This window comes from Nocardiopsis sp. NPDC058631, assembly GCF_042716955.1.
Taxonomy (GTDB): domain Bacteria; phylum Actinomycetota; class Actinomycetes; order Streptosporangiales; family Streptosporangiaceae; genus Nocardiopsis.
On record NZ_JBHXQY010000002.1, the window covers coordinates 1 to 18272 of the forward strand.

12 protein-coding genes are annotated in these 18272 nt (G+C 69.8%); 10 read left to right on the top strand and 2 right to left on the bottom strand.

Features of this window, described 5'->3' with window-relative positions; translation table 11 throughout:
- Nucleotides 1-289 precede the first annotated feature (289 nt).
- The 5 genes from ACFWTE_RS01200 (at nucleotide 290) to ACFWTE_RS01220 (ending at nucleotide 5538) form a co-directional block, all read left to right on the top strand.
- Nucleotides 290-802 (top strand): MauE/DoxX family redox-associated membrane protein, encoded by a 513-nt coding sequence (locus ACFWTE_RS01200; protein ID WP_378776705.1) that lies wholly within the window; start codon nucleotides 290-292, stop codon nucleotides 800-802.
- 52 nt (nucleotides 803-854) lie between these two features.
- Nucleotides 855-1835, top strand: a complete 981-nt coding sequence (locus tag ACFWTE_RS01205; RefSeq protein ID WP_378776707.1) for a DsbA family protein — start codon at nucleotides 855-857, stop codon at nucleotides 1833-1835.
- A 55-nt stretch (nucleotides 1836-1890) separates the two neighbouring features.
- Nucleotides 1891-3003: a prolipoprotein diacylglyceryl transferase gene (gene lgt, locus ACFWTE_RS01210; RefSeq protein WP_378776973.1), complete on the top strand. Its 1113-nt coding sequence runs from the start codon at nucleotides 1891-1893 to the stop codon at nucleotides 3001-3003.
- Between the two features lie 96 nt (nucleotides 3004-3099).
- Nucleotides 3100-4332 (top strand): hypothetical protein, encoded by a 1233-nt coding sequence (locus tag ACFWTE_RS01215; RefSeq protein ID WP_378776709.1) that lies wholly within the window; start codon nucleotides 3100-3102, stop codon nucleotides 4330-4332.
- A gap of 156 nt (nucleotides 4333-4488) precedes the next feature.
- Nucleotides 4489-5538: a hypothetical protein gene (locus ACFWTE_RS01220; RefSeq protein ID WP_378776711.1), complete on the top strand. Its 1050-nt coding sequence runs from the start codon at nucleotides 4489-4491 to the stop codon at nucleotides 5536-5538.
- A gap of 91 nt (nucleotides 5539-5629) precedes the next feature.
- On the opposite strand, the gene ACFWTE_RS01225 is transcribed toward ACFWTE_RS01220, so the two are convergent.
- On the bottom strand, nucleotides 5630-7501 hold the full coding sequence (locus tag ACFWTE_RS01225) for a bis-aminopropyl spermidine synthase family protein (protein ID WP_378776713.1): 1872 nt from the start codon (nucleotides 7499-7501) through the stop codon (nucleotides 5630-5632).
- Nucleotides 7502-8075: 574 nt separating this feature from the next.
- Between ACFWTE_RS01225 and gltB the strand changes: the two genes are divergently transcribed.
- The 4 genes from gltB (at nucleotide 8076) to ACFWTE_RS01245 (ending at nucleotide 15759) form a co-directional block, all read left to right on the top strand.
- A complete protein-coding gene (gltB, locus tag ACFWTE_RS01230) occupies nucleotides 8076-12632 on the top strand; it encodes a glutamate synthase large subunit (RefSeq protein WP_378776715.1) in 4557 nt (1518 codons plus the stop codon).
- A 32-nt stretch (nucleotides 12633-12664) separates the two neighbouring features.
- Nucleotides 12665-14137, top strand: a complete 1473-nt coding sequence (locus ACFWTE_RS01235; protein ID WP_378776717.1) for a glutamate synthase subunit beta — start codon at nucleotides 12665-12667, stop codon at nucleotides 14135-14137.
- 264 nt (nucleotides 14138-14401) lie between these two features.
- Entirely contained in the window at nucleotides 14402-14785 is a 384-nt protein-coding gene (locus tag ACFWTE_RS01240) for a DUF2784 domain-containing protein (protein ID WP_378776719.1), read from the top strand.
- 74 nt (nucleotides 14786-14859) lie between these two features.
- Nucleotides 14860-15759, top strand: a complete 900-nt coding sequence (locus ACFWTE_RS01245) for a prenyltransferase (RefSeq protein WP_378776975.1) — start codon at nucleotides 14860-14862, stop codon at nucleotides 15757-15759.
- A gap of 104 nt (nucleotides 15760-15863) precedes the next feature.
- Here the strand turns inward: ACFWTE_RS01245 and ACFWTE_RS01250 are convergent, their stop codons facing one another.
- A complete protein-coding gene (locus ACFWTE_RS01250; protein ID WP_378776721.1) occupies nucleotides 15864-16571 on the bottom strand; it encodes a maleylpyruvate isomerase N-terminal domain-containing protein in 708 nt (235 codons plus the stop codon).
- Nucleotides 16572-16738: 167 nt separating this feature from the next.
- Between ACFWTE_RS01250 and pyk the strand changes: the two genes are divergently transcribed.
- Nucleotides 16739-18172 carry a pyruvate kinase gene (pyk, locus tag ACFWTE_RS01255; RefSeq protein ID WP_378776723.1) on the top strand — a complete coding sequence of 478 codons (1434 nt, stop codon included), beginning with the start codon at nucleotides 16739-16741 and terminating at the stop codon, nucleotides 18170-18172.
- Nucleotides 18173-18272: the final 100 nt, after the last annotated feature.

Sequence of the window (18272 nt, forward strand, 5' to 3'; positions counted from 1 at the left end):
GCCCCCTGACGGGGGCGGCCCACCGCTCTTCGCGCCTGGTCAAAAGCAGGGTTAAGAGGGTGAGAATCGGGTGAGAGGCCCACTCCGGGACCCCGGAAACACTCTCCCGGAGGCCGCGTCGGTGGTGTGATGGCGGTGCCGCGCTCCCTCGGCTGCCCGACGCCGCCCTCCGGATCCGGGCGCAGCGTCACGGACTCACCACAGTCAGTAGGATGTGACGCGACACGTAGAGCAACGGAGCAGACACCGAAAGCGACACAGAGCCCCCTACTCCCTGAAGGCCGACGCGATGGACACACCCGACGAATCCCCCACCACCCTCGCAGCCCCCCGATCCCGCTGGGAGGCCGTCCAACCCTGGCTCACCCTCGCCTGCCGGGTAGGCCTCGCGGCCGTCCTCGTCTTCGCCGCCGTCTCCAAGTTCCCGCCCGCGCTCTCCGTCCAGGCGGTCGAGGCCTACGACCTCTTCCCCGACGAGATCGCCATGCTCATCGGCTACACGCTCCCCCTCTTCGAACTCGCCCTGGCCGTCCTCCTCCTCGCCGGACTCGCCACCCGCTACGTCGGAGCCGTCAGCGCGATCCTCATGGTCCTCTTCATCGCCGGGATCGTCTCCGCCATGGCCAGGGGCCTCAACATCGACTGCGGCTGCTTCGGCGGCGGCGGGCAGGTCGACCCGGGGGAGACCACCTACGGGCTCTCCATCGCCCGCGACATCGCCTTCGCCGCCATGGGCGCCGTCATCGCGGTCTGGCCCCGGTCACCCTTCGCCCTCGACCGCGCCATCGGACTGTTCCGATGACCCCGGAACCCACCACGGTCGACCACCTCCAGCAGTAGAAACAGGGGAAAGCATGGGGAGTGAAGCGCGCAAGCGCTCCCGCGAGAAACTCAAGGAACAGCGGGAACGGGAGAAGAAGACCGCCAAGCGCACCAAGACGCTCATCGTCCTCGGCGCCGCCGCCGCCGTCATCGTCCTGATCGTCGGCATCGGGTTCGCCGTACTCAACGCCGACCGCCGCGACGCCGGGTTCGAGGGGGCCCTCCCGCCCCAGACCCTCCAGGAGGACGGCAGCGTCGTCCTCGCCCAGGAGGGCGTCCAGGCACCCGTCGTCGAGGTCTACGCCGACTTCCAGTGCCCCGCCTGCCGCCAGTTCGAACTGCTCAACGGCGGCGTCCTCAAGCAGAGCGCCGCCGACGGCGAGGCCATCGTGCACTACCGGCCGGTGAGCATCTTCGCCCAGCAACCCGTGCCCATCAGCAGCAACTCGCTGCGGGCCGGCGCCGCAGCCCGCGCCGCAGCCCAGCACGGCTACTTCGTCCAGTACAACGACATCCTCTTCGAGAACCAGCCCACCGAGGGCAACGAGGGGTTCACCGTCGACGAACTCAAGGACTGGTACCGCCAGACCGACGCCTCCGCCGAGCAGGAGGGCGAGTTCGACCAGCGGATCGACGAGGAGGCGGCCGTCGTCACCACCTTCACCGAGGACTACCTGCCCGCCCTCACCGAGGACGCCATGGCCGAGATCGGCGAGGAGACCCTGGGCACCATGGTCCTGTCCGACCTGATCGCCTGGGGAGCCGACAACGGGCACGACCCCGGATTCCTCGACGGCACCTACACGGGCGAGATCATCACCGCCACGGGAACGGCTTACACTCGCTACAGCGGAGACAACACGTTCCGCGGCACGCCTTCCGTGTACATCAACGGCGAGTTGCTCGACAACAACACCGCCATGACGGTCAGGGGCCTCAACGAGGCGATCGCCTCGGCGGACGCCGGTGAGGTCGACACCCAGCCGATGGGTGACGGGGGTGGCGCGGAGTAGCACCCCTGACAACACCCCCCGCACGCGGGGCGAACCCGAGAGCAGAGCAGTGACACTGTCGTCGACAGCTTCTGAGGGCGCGGCCGAACTCGGCCGCGCCCTCGCGGCCATCCCCAGCCCGCAGATCAACGCGATCCCGATCGGCCCCCTCCAGATCCACTTCTACGCACTGTGCATCCTCGCGGGCGTCATCGTCGCGGTGGTCTGGAGCGAACGCCGCTGGGCAGCCATGGGCGGTGAGAAGGGCACCGTCATGGACATGGCGGTCTGGGCCGTGATCCTGGGCCTGATCGGTGGCCGCCTCTACCACGTCATCAGCGACGCCCAGCTGTACTTCGGCGAGGGGCGCGAACCCATCCGCGCCCTGTACGTGTGGGAGGGGGGCCTGGGCATCTGGGGCGCCGTACCCCTGGGCGCCGTCGGCGTGTGGCTGGTGGCGCGCAAGCGCGGGCTGTCCATGTCCAAGCTCTCGTTCGCCATCGCGCCCACCATCCCCCTCGCCCAGGCCATCGGCCGCTGGGGCAACTACTTCAACCAGGAACTGTTCGGGGCGCCCACGGACGTGCCCTGGGCCGTGGAGATCCTCCCCTACCCCGAGGGCCACCTGCGCCCCGGGATGGAGTTCGGCGTCACCACCTACCACCCCACGTTCCTCTACGAGTCCCTGTGGTGCCTGCTCCTGGCCGTCCTCCTGGCCTGGGCCGGACGCCGCTTCGAGGGCTCCCTCCAGGGCGGCCGGCTCTTCGCCCTCTACGTCATGGGCTACTGCGCGGGCCGGTTCTGGATCGAGTACCTGCGCGTGGACCCCGCCAACGACTTCCTGGGCATGCGCCTGAACAACTGGACCTCCATCGTCGTCCTCCTCGGCGCGCTCGCCTACTTCGTGTGGGCGGGACGCCGCATCGACTCCTTCTCCACCGCCGTCCTCCCCCACGGACACGACGCCGGCACCCAGGTGTTCGGCGCCACAGCCGGCAGTGAGGTTGCCGACGAGAGCACCGTCTACAGCGCCGTGGACAGCGAGGAATCGGCGCTCGGAACACAAACGGGCAGCTCAGAGGAGGCGGGCACGGAATACCACCCGAGCCCTGAGCGATCTAGTACCGAGGGCTCGACCGAGAACGACGCCGGAGACACGGGAACCGATTCCGGGGCGAAGCCCGAGTAGAGCAGGGCTCCCACGCGCGTCGGCCGTGTCCGACCGCGGAGCGGAGAACGCCCTGCACCTTTCGAGCAGACCACGGGTTGACGATTGAGAAAGACCGTGAGCAGAGCTGAGTCCGGGTACGGCCGCAGGGGTCGCCGAGGCGGTTCACGCCGCGCCGACCAGGCCTACACCGAGGACCACGCCGACGACTACGGCCACGACGAGGGCCACGAGCACGACTATGACCCCGAGGAGGACTTCTCCGCGGAGTACGGCCACACCACCACGCCCTCCGACGACACCGCCGACCGGGCCGGTGACGACGAGGGGTACGACGACCACGACGGCTACGAGGACGAGGACGAGGGCGGCGCGCACGCCGCGGAGGAGGCCACCGGCACCCGGCGCTCCTCCCGCCGCCGCAAGGGGCGCGGCGCGTCCGCGGCCGGACCGTCGCGGCGCAAGGCGTCCGGCGCCAAGCGCGGCGGGGTCGGCAAGGTCTCGGCCTTCTCGGCCTCCGCGATCAAGAAGGTCTCGGTCCTGGGCGACCGGCCCAACCAGATCGTCTACACCCTCGCGGAGCAGAGCAAGCGCAAGCGCGGCACCGCCGTCCTGGGCGCACTGCTGGGAGCATTCAGCATCGCTCTGGTCACCCTCCTCGGACTGCTGTCCTTCCAGCTCTTCACCGGATCGGGGGGCACCGTCCTGAGCGGCGACGACACGGTCGTGGCACCACCCGAGGGACACAGCACCCTCACACCGGAGCTGTACCTGTCCGAGCCCAACCGGGAGGACGTGTTCGGCGCCATCGAACAGCGCCCCGAGGACGCCGAACCGATGACGGAGGAATCCGTGTTCGGCTCGGTCGACGAGATCGGGCTGGACGACATGACGCTGGAGCTGCGCCAGAGCAGCGTCACCGACTCCTGCACGTCACTCGTGTGGGGTGAGGACGTGGGCCAGTCCCTGATCGACGCGAACTGCATCCAGGCGGCCACCGGTGTGTACACCGACGCCGACGAGGAGCACATCGCCCAGGTCACGGTCTTCGACCTGGCCAACGTCGACGAGGCCACCGAGGTCGCGGACTCCCTGGACCCGACCAACGCGGAGAACGGCGCCGGATTCCTGCTCACGCAGAACGGCAACGACATCCCCGGCCTCCAAGAGGGTTACAGCCAGGCCAACTCCCAGGTCATGGGCCACTACCTGGCCGTGTTCTGGGTCGCCGACACCGACGGTGCCGAACCCGACGACAACGCCGACATGGCGACGCTGAGCGTGGCCTCCATGAACGCCGCGCGCTTCGTCTACGAGGAGGTCGTCGAGGTGGAGCAGGCCGAGGAGTAGGCCTGTCCAGCCCTGTCGGACACCCCGATAGGATCTCGGACAGATCGACCCTTCCGCCAGGGTCGTGCGGGGCGGGGTGCTTCCGCCCCTCTCCCCAAGCGAACCGGGTCGGCCACGTGCGCGTGGCCGGCCCGCATCCGAGGAAAGGTCCACTGGGTGTCCCCTTCTGAACCGCCGGCGTCCGGTCCTGCCGGACGCCGGAGGAAAAACAGCGAGTCCGACGAGGTGTCGGCGGAGCGGTACTCCCGCACGGGTGGGCGCCGCCGGGCCGGAGGCCGCAGGAAGCAGGAGTCCGCAGGACGTCGAGGCCGCCCCCTCCTCGTGGTGGCCGGAGTGGCCGTCGTGGCCCTGGCGGTCCTGGGCACCGTGGTGTACCTGGGCCTCGGAGACGACGACGGAGCCGACCAGGCCGCCCAGCAGACCCGCCCCGTCGCGTACAGGGTGATCGACACGGGCCGCATGAACGACGTACTGGCCTCCCGGGAAACCGACAGCCGCGCCCTCAACGCGGGCGAGCTGTTCGAGAGCCGTAACGCGGAGATCTCCAGCCAGGAGATCGACTTCGTGCTCCGCGACGCCGACCTGAACGAGGACTGCTCCGCCGCCGTGTGGGGGGAGCAGATCCAGGCCGCCCTGGCCGACGCCGACTGCACCCAGGCCGGCCGCGCCACCTACGTGTCCGAGACCTACTTCGGCGTGACGGCCGTGTTCAACCTCGCCGACGTCGAGGGCAGCCGGGCCGTCGCCGCCGCCATGAACCCGCCCGAGGAGGCCGCGGGCGGCGGGGAGACCGACGAGGACGGCGCCCCGACAGAGAACACCGGTTTCGTACTGCCGCCCTCCGGCGCCGACCCGTTCGACCGCCTGGGGCAGGGCTACAGCGCCAGCGACGCGATCGTCAGCGGCCACTACCTGGTCGTGGTCTGGGTCCAGCCCACCGGATCGGACTCGGTCGAGGAGAGGGTCAGCCTCTCCGGCCCCCTCGTGGCCCTGGCGAACTTCCGCGACCCGCTCTACCGCCGGATGGTCCAGCTGGACGACTCCGGCGCCGGAACCGACACCGGTACGCAGGACGGGACCGTGGAGGAACCGGCCGGGACCGACGGCGTGGTGCAGGACCCGGCGGGAACCGACGGCACCGTCCAGGACCCCGCGGGCACGGACGGGACCGTCCAGGACCCGGCGGGAACCGACGGCATCGGCTGAACCGCGCAAGGAGGGGCCCGGAGGACACGTCCTCCGGGCCCCTCCCCGTTGCGGCACCCCACCCTCCCCGGGGCTCACCCGGGGAGCGGCACTACACCTGGGCGAGCAGGGCGGCGGCCACGCCCCGCAGCTCCGCGAAGCGGTGCTCGGGCAGGTCGAGCAGGGAGTGCCCGGACAGCCACCACGGCGCGGTGGACACAGCCTGGCGCGCGGTGCGCTTGTTGACCGGACGGCCCCTCCACGCACACACCTCGACGAGCCCGGCCCTCAGAGTGGCGGTGAGCGTTCCGTGCGCACGCTCCTGCACGTGGACCAGGAGGAGGTCGACAGCGGCCTCCAAACCCTCGGAGGCGTCCGCGCCCACCGCCTCCGCCGCCCCGGGGCCCGTCCCGGCCGGGCCCGCCGGAGCCGCGTCGCCCCGGGAGAGCGCACTCCGGGTCAGGCGTACCGCGGTCAGGTCGTCGGCACCGAACCCGCGCAGGAACCGCACCCGGAACCGGGGCTCCACCAGGGCACGCAGCCCCCGCTGGCCCGCGGCGTCGCGCACGCACGCCGCCGACGAGGGGACCAGGGCGTACACGGTGTCAGCGGGCGAGGCCAGCGCCGCGCGGGCCGCCAGCCGTTCCCACCCGCCGGTCAGGTTCAGGACGGCGCAGCGGCCCCCGGGAGCGGGCGCCTCCATCCAGGTGGACAGCCGCACCCTGCCCGACCCCGACACCTCGGCGGGCCACTCGCCCACCAGAGCCGGCTCCGCGCCCGCGACGCCCGCGGGTCCGTCCTCCCCGCGTCCTTCGCCCGTGTCCTCGCGGACACGGGCGAGCACGGCGCGGGCGCGCTCCGCGTCGAGCCCGCCACGGGCCTCCTTGGCGTTCACACCCTGGCTGTACACCCGGGCCGCGTCGCCCGAGGGCGGCGGCAGGGTCCGCGCGAGGGGCCGGAGCACGTAGAGGTCGGAGGCGGCCCCGATCGACTCCGCGCCGTGGTAACGGTTGAAGTCCGGCCAGACCGCCTCGAACAGCAGGTCCATGCGGGCCAGCCGCGACTGGGTGGTGGCCGCCAGCTTCGGGGTGGTCTCGCTGGCGCCGTAGGCCACCAGGACCCGTCCCCGGCGGGGGTCGGCCATCCCCTCCACACCTCGGCGCACGAACAGTTCCACCCCGTCGGCGGTGTACGGCGGATCGGTGAACACCACGTCCGCGACCCCGCGCACCGTGGGCGGCAGCCCGAGCCGCAGGTCGGCCGTGTGCGTGCGCACTCTCAGGTCCAGCCTGGCGGCCAGTGCGTCGATGTGGGCCAGCACGCGCTCGTCGATGTCGACGACCTCCGCACGGGCCCCGGGGCACACGAGCGTCAGCGCGATCGAGGTCAGGTCGTGGTCTCCCACACACAGCAGCACCCGGTCGTGGAGGTCGAACCGCGTGGCCAGGAACAGGGCCCGGCGCAGCGCCGTCTCGGCGGTCGCGGTGACGTGGTCCAGGTCCAGGTCGGAGGCGGGCCCCTCGGCGACGGCGCGCGTCAGCTCGGCCCTGGCGCGGGCGTACCGGGGCAGGAGGTGGGCGACGGGGTCGGCGAGGTCGTCGGAGGCCGCGCCGGCGTAGTCGGCGGGCCGCACCAGGCGCACGCGGCCCTGGCGGCCTCCGCTCTCGGTGACGAGCTCACCCGCCTCGACCAGCTCCTTGAGCAGGGACGACACCAGCGTGTAGGCCACACCCGTGGCCTGCACCAGGTCGTCGGTGCTCCACCACCGGCCGTTCGCGAGCAGTGCGAGGACCCGGAGCGGCCGGGGCGCGTTCACGCCGTACTCGTGCACCAGCCGGTACGCGTCCGCGGGTAGCGGCGGGGCACCGCCGGGCGGGTGCGCGGCGGAGGTGCCCGAAACCGTGACGCCAGAGGCTCGGGTGGTGTGGTCGGAGGGCGCGGAACAGTGCTCGTCCGGGCCGGGGGAAGTCGGGTGGCCTGCCATCCACCGATCGTCCCACGGGTCGGCGGGTGGCCGTGGCCGCGCAGGTCAGAGTGCCTGAACACGGGTGAGGGAGATATCACTCCCCCGCGGGGCCCGGGCCCCCTTGGGAGGTGGGTTAACACCGGGGTAATGTGGGTCAGCGGCGCGCGACGTCATGCGATCCTGCGGTGGAACGCCGACCCACAGTCGGTGTTTTATCCACTTTGGGAGGTTTAGCGGGGTTCCCTCGTGGAAAAACCGGCTAGGCCAGCCCTCATCGGGAACAACCGAGAGGGACAGCACCGCCCCCCAGGGGGAGCGAACCGCGACCAACGGCGCACCGCAGCGCCATTTGGTCTAGACCTGCGATTCGCATCGCGGCTGGACCAGCATGTATAAGAGAACCTGCCCGCAACGGGCGACCCGACCGCCACCGGCGACCACGAGGACGTGGCCGCACAACGGTAGCGGGCACGGCACCCACAGCCGGGAACCGCCGCCTCCGCGGCAACACAACTCCATCCGCACGCAGCAGGGCCAATGTCGTCCCAGATGCGCTTTTCACGAAGCCGACAAAAGACGACAGGGAGGGTAGATGCCCGCTGCTCAGGTGCGACGTTCGTCCGTCCGAACGAACGCAGAATCCACTTCCCAGGGCCTGTACGACCCCACCTTCGAGCACGACGCCTGCGGTGTGGGCTTCGTCGCCGACCTCACCGGCCGTCGCAGCCACAACATCGTCGAGCAAGCGCTCACCGTACTCCGCAACCTCGACCACCGAGGCGCCAGCGGAGCGGACCCCGACGACGGCGACGGCGCGGGCATCCTCACCCAGATCCCGCACGAGCTCTACACCCAGGTCTGCGACTTCACCCTCCCCGAAACCGGCGCCTACGCCACCGGCATCGGCTTCCTCCCCGTCGACGCCGCCGAACGCGCCACCGCCGTCGACGCCATCAACGCCATCGTCACCGACGAGGGCCTGACCCTCCTCGGCTGGCGCGAACTGCCCTTCGAACCCCAGTACAGCGGCCCCGCCGCCCGCGAAGCCATGCCCTACTTCGGGCAGCTCTTCATCACCGGCACCAAGGGCACCCCCACCGAGGGCCTCACCGGCATCGAACTCGAACGCCACGCCTACTGCGTCCGCAAGCGCGCCGAGCACGAGACCGACGTCTACTTCCCGAGCCTGTCCCCGCGCACCATCGCCTACAAGGGCATGCTCACCACCCCGCAACTCGAACCGTTCTTCCCCGACCTGTCCGACCGGCGCTACACCTCCGGCCTCGCCCTGGTCCACTCACGGTTCTCCACCAACACCTTCCCGTCCTGGCCGCTCGCCCACCCCTTCCGCTACGTCGCACACAACGGCGAGATCAACACGGTCAAGGGCAACCGCAACATGATGCGCGCACGCGAGGCCAAACTCGCCAGCGACCTCATCCCCGGCGACCTCGACCGCATCTTCCCCATCGTCGACCCCGACGACTCCGACACCGCGTCCTTCGACGACGCCCTCGAACTCCTCCACCTCGGCGGACGCACCCTCCCGCACGCAGTGCTCATGATGATCCCCGAGCCCTGGGAGAACCACACCGAGATGGACCCGGCCGTCCGGGCCTTCTACGAGTACCACTCCACCCTCATGGAGCCCTGGGACGGCCCCGCCTCGGTGTCCTTCACCGACGGCACCCTCGTCGGCGCCGTCCTGGACCGCAACGGACTGCGCCCCGGCCGCTACTGGGTCACCGAAGACGGCTTCGTCGTCCTCGCCAGCGAAGCCGGCGTCCTCGACATCGACCCCGCCACCGTCGTCCGCAAGGGACGCCTCCAGCCCGGACGCATCTTCGTCGTCGACACCGCCCAGGGCCGCATCATCGAGGACGAGGAGATCAAGGCCGAACTCGCCGCCGAACACCCCTACCAGGAGTGGATCGACTCCGGCGTCCTACGCCTCGCCGAACTCCCCGCCGCGGACCCCGTCCCCGTCACCGAACTCAACCTCGCCCAGCAGGTGTTCGGCTACACCGAGGAAGAACTCCGCATCATCCTCACCCCCATGGCCCGCACCGGCGCCGAACCCATCGGCTCCATGGGAACCGACACACCCGTCGCCGCGCTCTCCGACCGCTCCCGACAGCTCTTCGACTACTTCTCGCAGAACTTCGCCCAGGTCACCAACCCGCCCCTGGACGCCATCCGCGAAGAGATGGTCACCAGCCTGTCCACCCTCCTCGGCGCCGAACACAACATCCTCGACGCCGCACCCGGCGACACCCAGCGACTCGTCCTGCCCACACCCGTCGTCGACCAGGCCGAACTCGCCGCCATCATCGCCGCAGGCCACCACAACCCGGCACTCAAGACCTTCACCATCGACGGCACCTACCCCGTCGACGGCGGAGGCGACGCCCTCTCGGCACGCCTCGACCAGATCAACACCGAGGTCACCCAGGCCATCGCCGACGGCGCCCACATCCTCGTGCTCAGCGACCGACGGGCCGACGCCGACCGCGCACCCGTCCCCTCGCTCCTGCTCACCGGCTCCGTCCACCACCACCTGGTACGCGAGAAGACCCGCACCGAGGTCGGCCTCCTCATCGAGGCCGCCGACATCCGCGAATGCCACCACGTGGCGCTCCTCGTCGGCTACGGCGCCTCCGCCGTCAACCCGTACCTGGCACTCGCCACCGTCCGCGACATGGTCGAACGCGGCACCCTCGGCGGCGTCGACGCCGACACCGCCGTCCGCAACACCGTCAAGGCGTTCGGCAAGGGCGTCCTCAAGGTCATGTCCAAGATCGGCGTGTCCACGGTCAGCTCCTACACCGGAGCCCAGATCTTCGAGGCCCTCGGCCTCGGCCAGGACGTCATCGACCGCTGCTTCACCGGAACCACCTCCCGCCTCGGCGGCGTCGGCTTCGACGTCCTCGCCGAAGAGGTCGCCATCCGCCACCGCCGCGCCCACGCCGCCAACCCCAACGCCCACCGGCGCCTGGACGTCGGCGGCGAATACCAGTGGCGCCGCGAGGGCGAACCCCACCTCTTCAACCCCGAGACGGTCTTCAAACTCCAACACTCCACCCGCACCCGCACATACGAGATCTTCAAGGAATACACCTCCAAGATCGACGACCAGGCCGAGAAGCTCATGACCCTGCGCGGACTCTTCCGCCTCCGCGAGGGCGTACGCGAACCCGTCCCCATCGACGAGGTCGAGCCCGTCTCCGAGATCGTCAAGCGCTTCTCCACCGGCGCCATGTCCTACGGCTCCATCTCCGCCGAGGCACACGAAACCCTCGCCATCGCGATGAACCGCCTCGGCGGCAAATCCAACACCGGCGAGGGCGGCGAGGACCCCGCCCGCTTCACCCCCGACGCCAACGGGGACCTGCGGCGCAGCGCCATCAAGCAGGTCGCCTCCGGCCGCTTCGGCGTCACCTCCCACTACCTCAGCAACGCCGACGACATCCAGATCAAGATGGCCCAGGGCGCCAAGCCCGGCGAGGGCGGCCAGCTGCCCGGCCACAAGGTCTACCCGTGGATCGCCCACACCCGGCACTCCACCCCCGGCGTCGGACTCATCTCCCCGCCGCCCCACCACGACATCTACTCCATCGAAGACCTCGCCCAGCTCATCCACGACCTCAAGAACGCCAACCCGGCCGCACGCGTCCACGTCAAGCTCGTCTCCGAAGCAGGCGTGGGCACCGTCGCCGCAGGCGTCTCCAAGGCCCACGCCGACGTCGTCCTCATCTCCGGCCACGACGGAGGAACCGGCGCCTCGCCGCTCACCTCCCTCAAGCACGCGGGCACACCCTGGGAACTCGGCCTCGCCGAAACCCAGCAGACCCTCCTGCTCAACGGCCTGCGCGACCGCATCGTCGTCCAGGCCGACGGCCAGATGAAGACCGGACGCGACGTCGTCATCGCCGCACTGCTCGGCGCCGAGGAATTCGGCTTCGCCACCGCACCCCTCGTCGTCTCCGGCTGCGTCATGATGCGCGTCTGCCACCTCGACACCTGCCCCGTCGGCGTCGCCACCCAGAACCCCGCCCTACGCGAACGGTTCTCCGGCAAGGCCGACCACGTCGTGAACTTCTTCGAGTTCATCGCCCAAGAGGTCCGCGAGTACCTCGCCCAGCTCGGCTTCCGCAGCATCGACGAGGCCATCGGCGCCGTCGACCTGCTCGACACCACCGAAGCCGTCACCCACTGGAAGGCCCAGGGCCTGGACCTCGCACCGATCCTCCACGAGGTCGAACCCCGCACCGGCGACCACCGCACCCACCGCCGCACCCAGGACCACGGCCTGGAGAAGGCCCTGGACAACACCCTCATCCAACTCAGCGAAGGCGCCCTCGACTTCGGCCGGCCCGTCAAGCTCGAACTGCCCGTACGCAACGTCAACCGCACCGTCGGCACCATGCTCGGCCACGAGGTCACCAAGCGCTACGGCGCCGACGGCCTCCCCGACAACACCATCGACGTGTCCTTCACCGGATCCGCAGGACAGTCCTTCGGCGCCTTCGTGCCCAAGGGCGTCACCCTGCGCCTGTCCGGCGACGCCAACGACTACGTCGGCAAGGGACTCTCCGGCGGACGCGTCGTCGTCCGACCCTCCGCCGACACCCAACTCGTCGCCGAGGACCACATCATCGCCGGGAACGTCATCGCCTACGGAGCCACCTCCGGCGAGATCTTCCTCCGCGGCATCGTCGGAGAACGCTTCTGCGTCCGCAACTCCGGCGCCCTCGCCGTCGTCGAAGGCATCGGCGACCACGGCTGCGAGTACATGACCGGCGGCCGCGCCGTCATCCTCGGCCGCACCGGACGCAACTTCGCCGCCGGCATGTCCGGCGGAGTCGCCTACGTCCTCGACCTGGACACCGAGCGCGTCAACACCGAGATGGTCGAGATCGACGCACTCACCGACGAGGACCGGACCTACCTCACCGACGTCCTCACCCGCCACCACGCCGAGACCGGATCGGCCGTCGCCGAACGGCTCCTCGCCGACGGCGACACCGCACTCACCCGGATCGCCAAGGTCATGCCTCGCGACTACAAGCGGGTCCTGCTCGCCCAGGCCGAGGCCGAACGAGACGGCCGCGACGTCAACGAGGCCGTCATGGCCTCCGCGCAGTCCTGAGCGCCGGCCCACACGAGAGGAGGAGAAACACCATGGCCGACCCCAAGGGTTTCCTGAAGACCACCGAGCGAGAACTCCCCAAGCACCGCCCCGTCGACGTCCGCATCCAGGACTGGCGCGAGGTGTACGAGGACTTCGACCGCGCCACCGTCACCAAGCAGGCCTCACGCTGCATGGACTGCGGCATCCCGTTCTGCCACAACGGCTGCCCCCTCGGCAACCTCATCCCCGAGTGGAACAACCTCGTCCACACCCACGACTGGGCCGAGGCGATCGAACGCCTGCACGCCACCAACAACTTCCCGGAGTTCACCGGACGGCTCTGCCCCGCACCCTGCGAATCCGCCTGCGTGCTCGGCATCAACCAACCCGCCGTCACCATCAAGAACGTCGAAGTCTCCATCATCGACCGCGCCTGGGACGAGGGCTGGGTCAAGCCCCTGCCCCCCACCACCCGCACCGGCAAGAAGGTCGCCGTCGTCGGCTCCGGCCCCGCCGGACTCGCCGCCGCCCAGCAGCTCACCCGAGCCGGACACGACGTCACCGTCTACGAACGGGCCGACCGCATCGGAGGCCTCCTCCGCTACGGCATCCCCGAGTTCAAGATGGAGAAGCGGCACATCGACCGCCGCCTCGCCCAGATGACCGCGGAAGGCACCACCTTCCGCACCGGCACCGACATCGGCGCCGACATCACCGTCGACCAGCTCCGCGCCGACCACGACGCCGTCGTCCTGACCGGCGGCGCCACCGCCTGGCGCGACCTGCCCGCACCCGGACGCGAACTCAAGGGCATCTACCAGGCAATGGAATACCTGCCCCTGGCCAACAAGGTGCAGGAGGGCGACTACGACCGCGCCCCCATCCACGCCGAGGGCAAGCACGTCATCGTCATCGGCGGCGGCGACACCGGAGCCGACTGCGTCGGCACCGCCCACCGCCAGGGCGCCGCCTCGGTCACCCAGCTGGAGATCATGCCCAAGCCCCCGGCGAAGCGGCCCGACCACCAGCCCTGGCCGACCATGCCGATGCTGTACAAGGTCACCAGCGCCCACGAAGAGGGCGGCCGGCGGCTCTACTCCGTCAACACCCTGGAGTTCGTCGGCGACGACGACGGCAACGTCCGCGCGCTGAAGCTGGTCGAGGTCAAGCGAGGGGCCAACGGCTTCGAGCCCGTCGAGGGCACCGAACGCGAGATCCCCGCCGACCTGGTCACCCTCGCCATGGGCTTCGTCGGACCCCAGAAGGAGGGCCTGCTCGAACAGCTCGGCGTCGAACTGGACGGGCGCGGAAACGTCGTACGCGACAACGACTACCGCACCAGCGTCGACGGCGTGTACTGCGCCGGCGACATGGGCCGCGGCCAGTCGCTGATCGTGTGGGCCATCGCCGAGGGCCGCTCCGCAGCCGCCGGCGTCGACCGCTTCCTCACCACCGGCAGCGACCTGCCCGGCGGAACCACCCTGCCGGTGGCCATCCCGCCGACCGAGCGCCCCCTGGTCTAGAGGGCACACCGCTCAGCGGCACACACGGCAGCGCACCACGCCTCGGGCGCGGGGGGACCACACCCCCCGCGCCCGAGGCGTTCGCGCACTCAGGCGCACGCAGCCCAGGGCGCCCCGCGCCCTCCGTCCACAGGCCGACACACCCCCTGGCCCGACAAGCCACCCACAGCGACAATGGAAACAGGGAACCCGACCAGCGCCCACGGGACCCCACGACGGGCCCACCACCGGCGCCCGCACACAACGCCACCCGAGGACGAACACATGGTCTACCGGCTCATCGGCGACACCGCCATGGTTCTCCACCTGCTCTTCCTCGCCTACGTCACCCTCGGCGGGTTCCTCGCCTGGCGCTGGCCCCGCACCATCTGGCCCCACATCGCCTGCGCCCTCTACGGCCTCGGCATCACCGTCATCGGATGGACGTGCCCCCTCACCACCCTCGAAACCTGGGGCCGCGAACAAGCCGGACAAGCAGGACTCCCACCCACCGGCTTCATCGACCACTACCTCACCGGCGTCATCTACCCCCCCGAACACCTCCTCACCGTCCAACTCGCCGTCGCCGCCACCATCGCCGCATCCTGGACCGGCTACCTCATCCGCCACAGAAAACGCAGACACCACACGGTCCCGAACCGACCGTAAAGATCGCGGATGGATTACCCCCCGAGCTGTTCTCCGCACCCCACCCCAGACGTACCGTCGAAGACATGATCGTCGTGACCTGGGACTCCTTCCGCACCGCGGAACACTTCACCATGCGCAACGCCCGCCTCATCGACCGGCACCGTTTCGCCCACCTCTTCCAGAACGGCCCCACCGAACCCGTCCGCCAAGCACTCGCCGCCTACCGCAACCTCGACGGCGGATACGGCAACGGACTCGACCCCGACCTCCGCGGCCACGCCAGCCAACCCGCCGCCATCGAAATCGCCCTGCGCTACCTCGACCAACTCGGCCCCATCCCCGCCGACATCGGCCTCGGCATCTGCCGCTACCTCACCACCGTCAGCGACCCCGACGGCGGAACCCCACCGGTCCTGCCCAACGTCCGCTACAGCGAAGCCGCACCCTGGTGGCAACACCGGGACGGCCACACCGCCGACCTCGGCCTCACCGCCCTCATCGCCGGCTACCTCCACAAACACCACATCAGCCACCCCTGGCGCGACCTCGCCACCGCCTGGTGCTGGAAACACATCGACAACCTCCACTGGACCAGCCCACACGAAGCCGTCGGCATCTGCACCTTCCTCCAGCACACACCCGACCGGCACCGCGCCATACAGACCATCAACCGCCTCTACGCCATGATCCGCGCCGTCATCGACGTCAACACCAAACCCAGCGGACAACAACACGTCCACACCGCACTCGACCTCGCCAACGACCCAGGCCACATCGCCCGCCCCCTCTTCACCGAGGCCGAAATCAACCGCACCCTCGACTACTTCGAGCAGAGCCAACGCCCCGACGGCGGCTGGGACGCCACCTGGGACCACTGGGACACCGCCGCCACCCTCGAACGCGAAGGCATGCGCACCATCCAACGCCTACGCATCCTCCGCGCCTACGGCCGCGTCGCCGCGTTCCTCCCACCACCACGCCGCGACCGCTGAACACCCACCCACAGGGCCCGGCCAACCGACCGGGCCCCGCACCCACGGTCCCCACAAGGGCACCAACAGGCCAACAAACAACCCAAAACCCCGCACACCACCCACTACCCCAACGTCAAAAACCGCACCCCCGACGCCTCCCACACCCCCCGAACCCCAACACCCCCACGCCCCGTCACCGCACGCACCGCCGCCAACCCCCCCACACGACCCGACAACGCACCCGGCACCAACCCCTCAACCGCCACCGGATCCGCCTCCCCGAACAACAACCCCCGCACCACATCCAAAGCCCCACCACACACCCACGGCTCACGCCCCAACGCATCCGCCAGATCCAACCCGTGCAACGACGCCTCCACCACCCGCGTCACCAGAAAATCCGACAACAACATCCGATCACCATGCCGCGTCACCACCATCCGATCCACCGGCTCCGCAGCCAACCGCGCCACCAACGAAGACCACCGCCCCCGCAACACCCGCCCCGCCTCACCCGCATCCTCCCGACACGCCGCAGCCTCCACAGCCGAACCCACCCGCCGCGCGTTCACCCCCGCCGAAAACCGCACCCCCGGCCGGTAATACTCCCCAGCAGAAACCAACCCCCCACCCGTCACCGAAGATTCACCATCCAACATCCGCTCCACCTGCAACACCGCCCCCACCGTGTGCGCCGCCAACGCCGCCACATCCCACGGCACACACCGCGTCACCACCACCGCCTCCTCCTCCGACAACCCCCACAACACCGCATCCAACGACGCCACCTCGACCGCCAACGCACCCAGCACCACATCACGCGAGAACACAGAACCTCCCAGAATCCCAACCGACACAGGCAACCTACAGAAAGCCCCCACACCACCCAGAACCCAGTTCGTGCAACGCCCCAGTTCGTCTTCCCGCAGCCTGAGATACGTCCATTCGCAACCTGGTTTAGACCACTGCATCCCTCAGACGCTCTAAAGTGATACGTGTGACACGTCGAGCAAAAATCGTCGCGACCCTCGGTCCCGCCACGTCGAGCACGGAAGTACTCCGCAAGCTCGTCGACGCCGGACTCGACGTCGCCCGCATCAACCTCAGCCACGGAACCTACGACGACCACAGCGCCAGCCTCGCCAACCTGCGCGAAGCCGCTGAGTCAGCCCAACGAGCAGTCGGCGTCCTCGCCGACCTCCAAGGCCCCAAGATCCGCGTCGGCACCTTCCCCGACGGACCCGTCGAACTCCACGCCGGAGACGAATTCATCGTCACCATCGACGACGTCCCCGGCGACGCCACACGCGTCTCCACCACCTACAAGGGCCTCCCCGGCGACGTCCGCCCCGGAGACCGCGTCCTCATCGACGACGGCCGCATCGCCCTCGAATGCACCAAGACCACCAGCACTGACGTCCACACCCGCGTCATCTACGGCGGCACCGTCTCCAACCACAAGGGACTCAACCTCCCCGGCGTCTCCGTCAGCGTCCCCGCACTCACCGAAAAAGACGAAGCAGACCTGCGCTGGGCCCTCCACCAGGGCGTCGACATGGTCGCCCTCTCCTTCGTCCGCAGCCCCGCAGACGCCGAGGAATGCCACCGCATCATGGACGAAGAGGGCATCACCGTCCCCCTCATCGCCAAAATCGAAAAACCCCAAGCGGTCGAACGCCTCCAGGACATCATCGAGGTCTTCGACGGAGTCATGGTCGCCCGCGGCGACCTCGGCGTCGAACTCCCCCTCGAAAACGTCCCCATGGTGCAAAAACGCGCCGTCGAACGCTGCCGCGACAAGGCCAAACCGGTCATCGTCGCCACCCAGATGCTCGAATCCATGATCGGATCACCCCGGCCCACCCGCGCCGAAGCCTCCGACGTCGCCAACGCCGTCCTCGACGGCGCCGACGCCGTCATGCTCTCCGGCGAGACCAGCGTCGGCCAGTACCCCATCGAGACCGTCGAGACGATGGCCCGCATCGTCTGCGCCGCAGAACAAGAATCCCTGCGCGCCTCGCACATCCTCAACCGGGTACCCGAAACCACCGGCGGAGCCATCGCCCGCGCCGCCGCCGAGATCGGCGCCACCATCGGCGCCAAGGCCCTCGTCGCCTTCACCATGTCCGGCGAGACCGCCCGACGCCTGGCCCGCTACCGGTCACCCATCCCGCTCCTGGCGTTCACCACCGAGGACGCCACCCGCGGAACCCTCTCCCTCACCTGGGGAGTGGAGACCAACCAGGTGCCCTGGGTCGACAACACCGACGACATGGTCCGCCAGGTCGAAGCCGAACTCCTCCAGCTCGGCGACTACACCAAGGGCGACAAGGTCGTCATCGTGGCGGGCAGCCCGCCCGGAACCACCGGATCCACCAACTCCCTGCGCGTCCACCGCCTCGGCGACGCAGTCGCGCTCGGAAACGCGTAGGACCAGGCGCCCGACCAGAGGCGCCCGCTGACGTGCCGCATCAGGTCCGGCCCGGAGGAACGGCGTATGAGCCGCGCCGCCCACCGGGTCAGGACCAGGT